This is a genomic window from Flavobacterium sp. FPG59 (genome assembly GCF_002150205.1).
Lineage (GTDB): Bacteria > Bacteroidota > Bacteroidia > Flavobacteriales > Flavobacteriaceae > Flavobacterium.
In genome coordinates this window covers 1-12,091 of sequence record NZ_MTCA01000086.1, presented here as the reverse complement: position 1 = coordinate 12,091, position 12,091 = coordinate 1, and the positions used below count along the sequence as shown (strand labels likewise).

10 protein-coding genes are annotated in these 12,091 nt (G+C 34.7%); 4 read left to right on the top strand and 6 right to left on the bottom strand.

Going from position 1 to position 12,091, the window contains the following annotated elements; translation table 11 throughout:
* Positions 1-166 precede the first annotated feature (166 nt).
* A complete protein-coding gene (locus tag FPG59_RS09270) occupies positions 167-367 on the top strand; it encodes a DUF4177 domain-containing protein (protein WP_086454334.1) in 201 nt (66 codons plus the stop codon).
* Between the two features lie 89 nt (positions 368-456).
* On the opposite strand, the gene FPG59_RS09265 is transcribed toward FPG59_RS09270, so the two are convergent.
* Positions 457-1,122, bottom strand: coding sequence for an RNA methyltransferase (locus FPG59_RS09265; protein WP_086454333.1), 666 nt, complete (start codon positions 1,120-1,122; stop codon positions 457-459).
* Between the two features lie 221 nt (positions 1,123-1,343).
* Here FPG59_RS09265 and FPG59_RS09260 point away from each other — a divergent pair, with 221 nt between their 5' ends.
* The 3 genes from FPG59_RS09260 to FPG59_RS09250 all read left to right on the top strand — a co-directional run bounded on the left by FPG59_RS09260 (position 1,344) and on the right by FPG59_RS09250 (position 5,825).
* Positions 1,344-2,039 (top strand): NAD-dependent deacylase, encoded by a 696-nt coding sequence (locus tag FPG59_RS09260; protein ID WP_086454332.1) that lies wholly within the window; start codon positions 1,344-1,346, stop codon positions 2,037-2,039.
* A gap of 115 nt (positions 2,040-2,154) precedes the next feature.
* Positions 2,155-3,501, top strand: a complete 1,347-nt coding sequence (purB, locus tag FPG59_RS09255) for an adenylosuccinate lyase (RefSeq protein WP_086454331.1) — start codon at positions 2,155-2,157, stop codon at positions 3,499-3,501.
* Positions 3,502-3,590: 89 nt separating this feature from the next.
* Positions 3,591-5,825 carry a cation:proton antiporter gene (locus FPG59_RS09250; RefSeq protein ID WP_086454330.1) on the top strand — a complete coding sequence of 745 codons (2,235 nt, stop codon included), beginning with the start codon at positions 3,591-3,593 and terminating at the stop codon, positions 5,823-5,825.
* A gap of 318 nt (positions 5,826-6,143) precedes the next feature.
* Here the strand turns inward: FPG59_RS09250 and guaB are convergent, their stop codons facing one another.
* The 5 genes from guaB to FPG59_RS09225 form a co-directional block, all read right to left on the bottom strand.
* Positions 6,144-7,616: an IMP dehydrogenase gene (gene guaB, locus FPG59_RS09245; RefSeq protein ID WP_086454329.1), complete on the bottom strand. Its 1,473-nt coding sequence runs from the start codon at positions 7,614-7,616 to the stop codon at positions 6,144-6,146.
* 229 nt (positions 7,617-7,845) lie between these two features.
* Positions 7,846-9,237 carry a DUF5723 family protein gene (locus FPG59_RS09240; protein WP_086454328.1) on the bottom strand — a complete coding sequence of 464 codons (1,392 nt, stop codon included), beginning with the start codon at positions 9,235-9,237 and terminating at the stop codon, positions 7,846-7,848.
* Positions 9,234-9,785, bottom strand: coding sequence for a hypothetical protein (locus FPG59_RS09235; RefSeq protein WP_086454327.1), 552 nt, complete (start codon positions 9,783-9,785; stop codon positions 9,234-9,236). The genes FPG59_RS09240 and FPG59_RS09235 overlap by 4 nt, the downstream gene beginning before the upstream one ends.
* 105 nt (positions 9,786-9,890) lie before the next feature.
* Entirely contained in the window at positions 9,891-10,754 is an 864-nt protein-coding gene (locus tag FPG59_RS09230) for a hydroxymethylglutaryl-CoA lyase (protein ID WP_086454326.1), read from the bottom strand.
* 154 nt (positions 10,755-10,908) lie between these two features.
* The gene (locus FPG59_RS09225; protein ID WP_086454325.1) at positions 10,909-11,937 is read right to left on the bottom strand and encodes a quinone-dependent dihydroorotate dehydrogenase; all 1,029 of its coding nucleotides are present in this window, start codon (positions 11,935-11,937) and stop codon (positions 10,909-10,911) included.
* Between the last annotated feature and the right edge of the window lie 154 nt (positions 11,938-12,091).

Sequence of the window (12,091 nt, the reverse complement as noted above, 5' to 3'; positions counted from 1 at the left end):
CAACTAGAGAGCGAAACAAATTTTTAATTTTCTCTTTTGAGTAATAGATAAAACGCCTTTTTAGTAACTAAAGACCTTAGTAACTAATAAGAAATGTTTTTTTTTATAGTTTAATTCTGCTATTTTTACATTAAAATAAAAACCTATTTAATTACCAACCACTATTATGAAAGAATACAAAGTAGAAAGTTTGATTTATTACTCTAAGTTAACACTTGATTCAAAGCACATTGCTAATGACTCAAAAAAAGAAATTCAAGAAAAACTAGATGAGTACGCCGCCAAAGGATACAAGTTTACAACCTCAACTTCAACAAATTTTGGAGCTGCTATATACATTCATTTGTATTTTGAGAAAGATATTTAATCCTTGTTAGGAACATACTTTATTCAAATTATATAGCTATATTGCTAAAAACCATTTCAATAGCAGCCTATTGAAATGGTTTTTTTATTTCATACCCGAGGATTCTCTTCAAAATACCGTTTTTCAATTCTTTTAATATCTTTTATAGATTTTTTGGCCCACTCCAAACGTTTTTCTAGGATTTCGTTCTCGGTTAAGTGCCAATCAATATTAGAACTTCGCAATCTATTGGTTAGGTTTTGAATTATGATTGCTGCAGAAACGGAGATATTCAAACTTTCGGTGAAACCCACCATGGGGATTTTTAAAAAACCATCGGCACGTTGCAAGATTTCCTCAGATAAACCATCACGTTCGGTGCCAAAAAATAAGGCACTGGGTTTAGATATATCAAAATCTTCCATCAAACAATCGTTATCGTGTGGCGTGGTAGCGATAATTTGGTAACCTTTATTTTTTAAAGTGTCAACACAAGTTGTTACACTGTCGAAAGTGTTTATGTCAACCCATTTTTGGGCACCCATGGCAATTTCTTTGTCAATACTTTTGCCGTAGCGCTGTTCAATTACGTTCAGTTCTTGAATACCAAAAACCTCGCAACTGCGCATCACAGCGCTGGTGTTGTGCATCTGGAACACATCTTCAACGGCTATGGTAAAATGTTTGGTTCTGTTTTGCAATACTTTCAAGAATTTCTCTTTGCGATTATCTGTGAGGATATTTTCAAGAAACTCGAGATATTTTAAATCGATCATGTGGGATTATTTTTTGGCAAAAATAGTAAAAAAGACTAGTTTTATGTTTTAAAGAACAGCGAGTATTGATCTCTTACGAATAGTACGTTAAAAGATAAAAAAAGTACACTTACGGGATTTGCGTGAGGGATTGACGCGGCATCCTTTATGGGCTTTTTTTGCCCATAAAGATACAGCAGAAAGCCCGGTCGCCTCGGCGAACACGCCCAAAAAAATAGAACATGAAAAAGAAATTAGTAGTTTTGACTGGCGCTGGAATTAGTGCTGAAAGTGGTATTAAAACATTTCGGGATAGTGATGGACTCTGGGAAGGGCATAACGTTCAAGATGTCGCCACGCCCGAAGGTTGGCATAAAAATCCGGCTTTGGTACTCGATTTTTACAACCAAAGGCGCCGACAACTCAAAGAGGTTACTCCGAACGCAGCGCATTATATTTTAGCAGAATTGGAATCGGAATTTAATGTACATATCATCACTCAAAATGTAGATAATTTGCATGAGCGCGCTGGCAGCACAAAGGTACTGCACCTACATGGGGAATTGTTGAAAGTGCGTAGTACACGCAACCCTGATTATATTTTGAACTGGACCGAAGATTTGAATTTTGGCGACTTTGATGAAAATCAAAATCAATTGCGCCCGCACATTGTATGGTTTGGCGAAGAAGTTCCTGCACTTGAAGAAGCTGTTTTAATTACAGAAACTGCTGATTATTTTGCCGTGATAGGCACCTCGTTACAAGTGTATCCGGCGGCAGGTTTGATTGATTTTACCAAAGTAACAACACCACTATTTTACATTGACCCCAAACCGATTAAAATTCCGAATTTGAGAAATCAACTGCAAGTGATTCCTGAAATGGCTTCGAAAGGAGTTGAAATCATGAAAAATAAATTACTACATAAAATACTATAAGAATGGCTATAGCAATGGCAAAAAATCAATTATTAGAGCAATAAAAGTCTAAACTTATCATCCATTACTTGTAACTTATAACTATTTTTGTGCCTTTCGAACAAACAACTAAACAATGACTACTTTAAACGAATTGAATGCTATTTCTCCAATTGATGGAAGATATAGAAGTAAAACCCTTTCTTTAGCTCCATTTTTCTCTGAAGAAGCTTTAATCAAATACCGCGTACTGGTTGAAATTGAATATTTCATTGCCTTGTGCGAAGTGCCTTTGCCACAACTTGCTGGAGTGAATTCGGATTTATTTGAAAGTTTACGCAACATTTACCAAAACTTTTCGACAGAAGATGCACTTTGGATTAAAGAAACAGAAAAAGTAACCAACCACGATGTAAAAGCGGTAGAATACTTTATCAAAGATGCTTTTGAAAAACTAGGTTTATCACAATACAAAGAGTTCATTCATTTTGGGTTAACTTCCCAAGACATTAATAATACTGCGATTCCGTTATCTACCAAAGAAGCGTTTGAAAAAGTATACATGCCCTCGTTAATCGCTTTGACAGCAAAGTTGAAAGAACTGAGCGTGGAATGGAAAGACGTCCCAATGCTGGCTCGCACGCACGGACAGCCCGCCTCACCTACTCGATTGGGTAAAGAAATTGGCGTTTTTGTAGAACGATTAGAGGAGCAAATGCGTTTGTTATTCAATATTCCTTTTGCAGCTAAATTTGGTGGCGCTACTGGAAATTACAATGCCCACCATGTAGCTTACCCTCAAATTGATTGGAAACAATTTGGAGGGAAATTTGTCGAAGATATTTTAGGATTACACCACTCTTTCCCAACCACACAAATAGAACATTACGATCATTTTGCAGCGTTTTTTGATGCTTTAAAAAGAATAAACACTATCATTATTGACTTGGATAGAGACATTTGGACGTACGTTTCAATGGAGTATTTCAAGCAAAAAATAAAAGCAGGCGAAATTGGTTCATCAGCCATGCCGCATAAAGTAAATCCAATTGACTTTGAAAACTCAGAAGGAAACTTAGGGATTGCCAATGCTATTTTTGAGCACCTTTCGGCAAAATTACCGCTGTCTAGATTGCAGCGCGATTTAACTGATAGTACTGTTTTAAGAAATGTAGGCGTACCAATAGGTCATACCATCATAGGATTTGAAGCTACCTTGAAAGGATTGAATAAATTGCTCTTGAACGAACCTAAATTTCATGAAGATTTAGAGAAAAACTGGGCTGTGGTAGCGGAGGCGATTCAGACTATTTTGCGTCGTGAAGGATATCCAAATCCGTATGAAGCCTTGAAAGGATTGACACGAACTAATGAAGCTATTGATAAAAACGCCATTCATGGTTTTATTGCAACACTAGATGTATCTGAAGCTATAAAAGCCGAATTAATGCAAATTACACCTAGTAATTTCTTGGGAATCTAAACCTCGATATTGTTATACTTTTCTAAAATCTGCTTTTGTCACTTGATAAAAGCAGATTTTTTTGTTATTTTAGTCAAAATTCAAAATTTATGTTTCCCTTTTTATCCACTTCAATAGTTCATTTACCCGATTTAATAACTGATTTAGGTTTAATCCTAATCACTGCTGCCATAGCTGTTTTGTTATTTCGAATTATGAAACAGCCTTTGGTTTTAGGGTACCTTGTAGCAGGATTTTTAGCTAGTTCTGAATTTGATTTTTTTCCTACTGTAAAAGATGTTAATAGTGTGAAGGTTTGGGCCGAGATAGGCGTTATATTTTTACTGTTCAGTTTAGGGCTTGAGTTCAGTTTTAAAAAATTGGTAAAAGTGGGCGGTACGGCTTCTATCACTGCATTTACACAAATAATTACACTCGTCACACTAGGCTTTTTTACGGGTCAATTTTTGGGATGGAGTAAAATGAATAGTATTTTTCTCGGAGTAATATTATCTATTTCATCCACTACCATAATTTTAAAAACCTTTGATGAACTGGGGGTAAAATCGCAAAAGTTTGCTGGAAACGTAATTGGTTCACTGATTGTTCAAGATATTATTGCCATTTTGATGATGGTTTTGCTCTCAACAGTTGCAGTGAGTCAGCAGTTTTCAGGAATGGAATTGGTGCAATCTGTTTTGAAACTGATTTTCTTTTTAACCATTTGGTTTGTAGTAGGAATCTTTTTTATACCAACATTATTAAAAAAAGCGAAACATTTATTAACTGACGAAATGATGTTGATCATTTCGTTAGCCTTATGTTTACTAATGGTGATTTTTGCTGCCAATGTTGGGTTTTCGCCAGCTCTTGGTGCCTTTATCATGGGATCTATCATTGCCGAAACGACACAAGCGGAACACATAGAACATTTGGTAAAACCTGTAAAAGACTTATTCGGTGCGGTGTTCTTTGTATCTGTGGGAATGTTAATTGATCCGAATACACTAATAGAATATGCTTTTCCAGTAGCTGTTTTAACATTAATCGTAATCTTTGGGCAATCCATAAGTTCTACCATAGGTTCTTTGCTATCGGGACAACCGCTTAAACAATCCATACAATCCGGAATGAGTTTGTCTCAAATTGGAGAATTTTCATTTATTATTGCCACATTGGGAACCACCTTAAAAGTAACTAGTGATTTTTTATATCCTATTGTAGTGGCGGTATCTGCCATTACCACTTTTACCACACCTTTCATGGTCAAGTTTGCCGAACCGTTTTCGGTTTTTGTTGAAAAGAAACTGCCTAAACGATGGGTAAAAAGAATTCAACTCTACAGCTCAAATACCGAAGAAATAAAGTCATTAAGCAATTGGCAAATTGTAATGCGAAGTTATCTCACACAAGTAGTACTACACTCTATCATTATTGTTGCTATTATTTTACTTTCGTCAAATTTTATTCTTCCGTTAGTAGAAGATTCAAAATTTGGAAATGCTATTGCTGCATTGATCACACTGATTATATTATCACCCTTCTTGTGGGCGCTATCTTTAAGAAGAGTAGCGGTCAAACAGGTTCAAATTTTATTGGAGCAAAAAAAGCATTATGGCCCAATTATCATGCTAGTGCTTTTTAGAATTGCTCTTTCACTATTTTATGTGGGTTTTATTTTAAATACTTTTTTCTCTGCAGGGATTGCTGCAATTGCGTTTTTAATTGCCATAGGTGCTTATATCTTATTCCCAAAAAAATTACATGCCGTTTATCATAAAATTGAAGATCATTTTATGACTAATTACAATGATCGAGAAATTAAAAAAGAAAACAAACGTCAAAATACGCTCTCTCCTTGGGATGGTCACATGACAGAGTTTGAAATTGCCAAAGAATCTAATTTAGCTGGAAAAACTCTTGAAGAATTAAAAATTAGAGAACAGTTTGAAATCAACATCGCCTCAATTAAAAGAGGAGAAGTAGTTATAAACATTCCATTGCGAACCGAAAGATTATTTCCTGGTGATGAAATAAGTGTAATAGGAACAGACAAACAGGTAAAGGAATTCAAAATTTACTTGGATAAAAATGAAATTGATGTTGCCGAAAAAGTGGTTGAGACTGACATTATCCTTCAAAAACTGGAATTAAAAAACCGAGTTTGTATAGGCAAAAGTATTCGAGAATCGCAAATTCGAGAAAACACACATGGGATTATTGTTGGTATTGAACGCAATGGAAAACGTATGTTAAATCCGGAATCTCATCTCATATTAGAGGAAAGTGATATTTTATGGATTGCCGGCGAGAAGAAAAAAATCGCCGCCTTTTTGAGAGCTTAGTTTAACTTCAATAAAAAAACCATAAAGTAAATTAAAATACATTAAGTTTTTTTATCCTTGAATTCCTTAACTTTCTTAATGGTTTAAATTATTAAGATTCCGGGAGAATAACAAATTGAATTTACATCCTTCAAAGATACACCTTAAGGATTGCAGGCGAGAAGAAAAAGTAGCCGCCCTTTTAAGAGCTTAGTTTAACTTCAATAAAAAAACCATTAAGTAAATTAAGACACATTAAGTTTTTTAAATCCTTAATTCCCTTAACTTTCTTAATGGTTTAAATTATTTAGATTCTAACGGAATGAGAAACTGAAAAAACTAACGAGAGTAATTCGGAGCTTCTTTTGTAATGGTCACGTTATGTGGATGACTTTCATTGATACCACTAGCAGTGATACGAACAAAACGACCTGTTTCTTGCAAAGTAGGAATGTCTTTTGAACCGCAATAGCCCATTCCGGCACGAAGACCACCAATGAATTGTTGCATACTTTCGTTCAATTCTCCTTTGTATGGTACACGACCTACAATTCCTTCCGGAACTAATTTTTTCACATCATCCTCAACATCTTGAAAATATCTGTCTTTTGATCCTTCTTGCATGGCTTCAACTGAACCCATACCACGGTAGGATTTGAATTTACGTCCTTCAAAAATGATTGTTTCGCCTGGAGACTCCTTAGTACCTGCTAGCAAAGATCCTAGCATCACACAGTCAGCACCAGCAGCAATCGCTTTTGGGATATCACCAGTGTAACGAATTCCACCATCAGCAATAACTGGAACTCCTGTTCCTTTGATAGCAGCAGCTACCTCAAGCACAGCAGAAAATTGAGGAAAACCAACTCCTGCAACGATACGAGTGGTACAAATTGAACCAGGTCCAATTCCTACTTTTACACCATCAGCACCATTTTCAACTAAATAACGTGCTGCTTCAGCAGTAGCAATATTACCTACAATTACATCAATCTGCGGGAATTTAGATTTTACTTCTTTCAAAGTATTTACTACACCTTGTGTATGTCCGTGAGCAGTATCAATAATAATGGCATCTACACCTGCATTTACAAGTGCTTCGGCTCTTAACACTGCATCACCGGTTACGCCAATAGCTGCAGCAACGCGCAAACGTCCGTATACATCTTTGTTGGCGATAGGTTTTTGGGTTAATTTGGTAATGTCTCTAAAAGTGATTAAACCTACCAATTTATAATCTGCATTTACAACAGGTAATTTTTCAATTTTGTAACCTTGTAAAACTACTTCGGCTTGTTCTAATGAAGTTCCTTCGGCAACAGTAACTAGATTTTCGCTAGTCATTACCTCAACAATTGGTCGAGAACCGTTTTTTTCAAAACGTAAATCTCTATTGGTAACAATTCCTTTTAATGTTTTATTTTCATCAACAATTGGAATACCACCAATACCAAATTCTTTCATGGCATTTTTAGCATCTGCAACAGTAGAACTTAATGGTAAAGTTACCGGATCGATAATCATACCCGACTCCGCACGCTTTACTTTTCTAACTTTTGCAGCTTGTTGCTCAATAGTCATGTTCTTATGTAAAACACCAATTCCACCTTCTTGAGCCATAGCTATTGCCATAGCACTTTCAGTTACTGTATCCATAGCAGCAGATACAATTGGTACATTAAGCGTAATATTTTTAGAAAATTTTGATTGAATACTTACTTCACGAGGAAGAACGTTAGAATAGTTTGGAACTAATAGAACATCATCGTAAGTCAATCCTTCACCGATAATCTTAGAGTTGTGTGCGATCATTGCAATTGTAGTTGGTGTTTAATTGCGTGCAAATATACATTTTTTTTCGCAAAAAAAGAACAGATTATTTATAAATCAATAAACAAGAACCTCATAAATACAGATTTGGTCACAAATAAATCTACAACTATTGATTTTAATATAACTATTAAACACACTATCTAATCTGATAAATGACCAATTAAGAATCAACTAAACATTGCATATTGCGCTTATAAATTGGAAATAATTATTTCACAATTACATTAAATCCTAGTTGAAAAGACAAACTATTTGCTTTTGTAACATCTCTGTATTCCAATAGATTATCAGCTATAAGATAAAAGTTTACGGGGCCAGCCGTAGTAAACAAGCCTAAACCAATGTTTCTACTTGAAAAAGAATCGATAGTATAGGTAGCCTTTGCTTGCAATCCTTTCAAAATTTTTCTCGAAAAATAAGTGGTAAAAGCTGCCATAGGCATTCTAGGTGTTGACATGACAAATAATTGTGCTCCTACGGCACTTTTATACACTACATCACTACCATTACCATCGCAGTTACAATCTTCTTCGCTATCCTCGTCAAACGAATATTGAAAGGAAGTATTCAACTTTATAGGGCGCCAAGTGGTGAATTTTGTATTAATTGTGTCTAGTGGAATTGCATTTTGAAACTCCTCATAAATATTTTCGGCTGAAGCTCCTGAACTAAAGCTAGGAACAACTCCTCTATAGTTGTATCTTCCTTTTAAGGTGTAATTTTCTACATCCTTAGTATGGTTTATAAATCCTACATCCAGAATGCTTCCCGTTATTTGAATGTTTTGGCTGGGATAATAAGTGAAACCCGCATCAAAGCCAAAGCCTAAATTTCCGCCTAACAATACACCTTTTGTGATGTCTTTAACCACATCAGAATCATTATTTTCATCATCATACTTTGCCAATCCAGAAGTATTTAGTTGCATATTAGCGTAGATGCTTTGATCATAAACCCCCAAATTTGATGGGCCTGTATAAATATAACCCGAGTTCTTTGTAGAATTAGCATTAAAAATACTGGAATATATTTTAGCTCGAGCACCCACAATAAAATTTTTGGTGATATTTTTATGTGCCCCAATATGCCAAACAGATAAAAGTTCAGCTTTTGTGTTCAAATCTCCTAAATCGAATATTTTACCTAAATAATTGCCATTGCCTTCCAAAGCTAGAATAGCTAAGTCCTTAGGCATAAAATTCATCATATCAAACTCCTGGTATATCCCAAAGGAAACATACGTATTTGAAGCATCACGGTCAGCACCCGGGATTTTAAATCCACCACTAAAAATTTCCATTTGTTGGTTAACTGCCAATTTATCATTTCTGTTAGTAGTCATCACCACATTACGCAACTTGGTGTTAAAATCTATGCCATCATTAGCAAAAAGGTCGTAAGCAGCAAAACCACTTGAACCTACATTAGCTGAAATTCCAGATAGTAACGGTATTCCTGCATACCAATTATATTTAAAATCCGCACCGGGATTTGTCATCATAGATTGAGGAACAGCTGTAAAATTATATAAAACTTGCTTATTTTGAGCAAAACTACAAAAAGCAAAAAGGATTATTAAAAGGTAAAGTCTTTTTTTCATTCTACAACAAGATAAGCGGTTACACCTGAACGCAATATAAGTTTTCCAGTACTTGTCTCAGTCAAAGGTTGACCTGGTAACATGCGTAAAATGAAAGCTATTTTAGTAGTTCTTTTTAATAAATCAAGTTGTACATTTTCGAATACATCCGTTCTACTCACTTTATTTGCCGTTCCTGAATAAGCAGGTACATTAAAATCAGCAGTATAAACAGTAGCATTATTATTGTCTAAAAACAAAAGCTCCACTTGATAAGCTCTGTTGATTGTGTTTTCCATTTCAGTAAAAATGGAAGCCTTTCTTAAATTATCTTTAAAAAACTTATCCGAAAAAACATCTACCGCTGGAATATCAAAAACAAAATTTTGTTCTTGGCCATTAGTTACAAAATCAGGAGCAGGGACTTCAAAATACGCTAGATTTGCTATAAAAACTGGCTCTAATTTTATATCATTAACTTGATCAAAATCAACATCACTGGCACAGGATGAAAAAAGCAAAACAAGAGCAATGCAAGAATATAGAGATTTAAAGATGGCTTTTTTCATGTACTTCAAAAATTAGGTTACTATAAAAATACATACTTTTTGTTAAAAAACGAAAATAAATTAAATCTAGTATGGCAATTCGTTGCAAAAACGCTAATGCACTTATTAATGAAACTCGCCAAATAATTTAGAAGCCTCATTGTATGCACTTTCAAAACTCATGGGACTCATGCCTGCATATTCTTTTTTGGCAGTGAAATAAGAAAGTAACTTTTCTGTTGGCATGTTTCCAGTAAGATTATCTGTAGCCATAGGACAGCCACCAAAACCTTGTATAGCGCCATCAAAACGCCTGCAACCCGCTAGGTATGCAGCATCAATTTTTTCAAACCATTTATCAGGAGTAGTATGCAAATGAGCTCCAAACTCAATAGTAGGATATTGTGGTATTAAATTTGAAAACAAATACGAAATCACATCTGGGGTTGAACTGCCAACGGTATCCGAAAGTGATAAAATTTTAACACCCATGGCAGCTAATTTTTGAGTCCATTCGCCCACAACATTTACATCCCATGGATCACCGTATGGATTCCCAAAACCCATTGACAAATAAGCAACAACCTCTTTTTTTGATTTATCAGCAATTTCTAAGATTTCTTGCAGTGTTACTAGAGATTCGGCTATGGTTTTATGCGTATTTCTCATCTGAAAATTTTCAGAAATAGAAAAAGGAAAACCTAAATATTGAATTGCGTCATGAGTCGCAGCCTGAGACGCTCCCTGAGTATTGGCAATTATTGCCAGTAATTTACTTTTTGTTTGTGACAAATCAAGTTGTTCTAATACTTGGGCTGTATCCTGCATTTGTGGAATTGCTTTTGGAGAAACAAAGCTTCCAAAATCAATACTGTCAAACCCCACTCTTAATAAAGATTGAATGTAAGCTACCTTTCTGACTGTGGGAATAAATGGTTTTATGCCTTGCATGGCATCACGTGGGCATTCTATAATTTTTATTGGCTCCATATGAAGTCAAAGATACTAAAGTAATTGTTTTTACGAAATCGTTTTTTCTGTTTAATACAAAATTTGAAAATTCCGAAAATTAGCAGTAATCAATTCCATTTTTCTTAAATTACAATTACAAAAAAAAAGCTTCGTTTATGGACATTTATTTTAGTTAAGATTTTGACTTTCGTTTTAGCAAGGCTCTATTAATTGCAACAACAAGTGCTGGACCTTCATATATAAAACCAGTGTATAGCTGAATCAAACTGGCTCCAGCATCTAGTTTTTCAAGAGCATCGGCAGCTGAGTGAATACCCCCTACTCCTATTATTGGAAAAGCTTTATTACTTTTTTCTGAAAGGAAACGAATCACTTCTGTAGAGCGTTTTGAAAGTGGTTTCCCTGAAAGCCCACCCATTTCATCACGATTCTCAGATTGTAAACCTTCGCGAGAAATAGTGGTATTTGTTGCTATTACTCCTGCAATACCAGTTACACTTATAATATCTATAATATCAAGCAATTGATCATCAGTTAAATCTGGAGCAATTTTAAGTAAAATTGGTTTTTGCTTTGGCTTAGCCAAATTCTTGGTTTGCAAGGTCTGTAACAACAGTGTTAATGGTTCTTTATCCTGAAGCGCTCTTAAATTTGGAGTATTAGGCGAACTTACATTGACAACAAAATAATCTACATAATCATACAAAGCATCAAAACATAATTCATAATCTAAGGCAGCATCTTCATTTGATGTGATTTTATTTTTACCAATATTTCCGCCAATTAAAACCTTATCATTACTTTTCAATCTATTAACGGCATCATAAACACCTCCGTTATTAAAACCCATACGATTGATAATAGCACTATCTTCTTTTAAACGGAACAATCTCTTTTTAGGATTTCCTTCTTGTCCTATAGGAGTTAATGTTCCAATTTCAATAAAACCAAAACCAAAATTAGAGAGTTCATTATATAACTTAGCGTCTTTATCAAAGCCTGCAGCAAGTCCCACGGGATTTTTAAATTTTAATCCAAAAACTTCAGTTTCTAATTTTGGATTGTCTACTAGATAAAGTGATCTAAACAAAGAGGAAAAACCTGGTACTTTAGATAAAAATCGAATACAAGAAAAAGTAAAATAATGAACCTCTTCTGGATCAAACCAAAAAAGAACAGGACGTAAAAGTAATTTATACATGATTGTGTAGTTGTGTGATGCAAAAATAGAACTATCTCATCGATAAATAAATTTTTAGAAAAAAAAATATACAATGATACTTGAATCGTGATAAATACTTAACAAAACAGAAGTCTTAAAAAGACTAAAAGACAAACTTTTTACTGTACTAGAA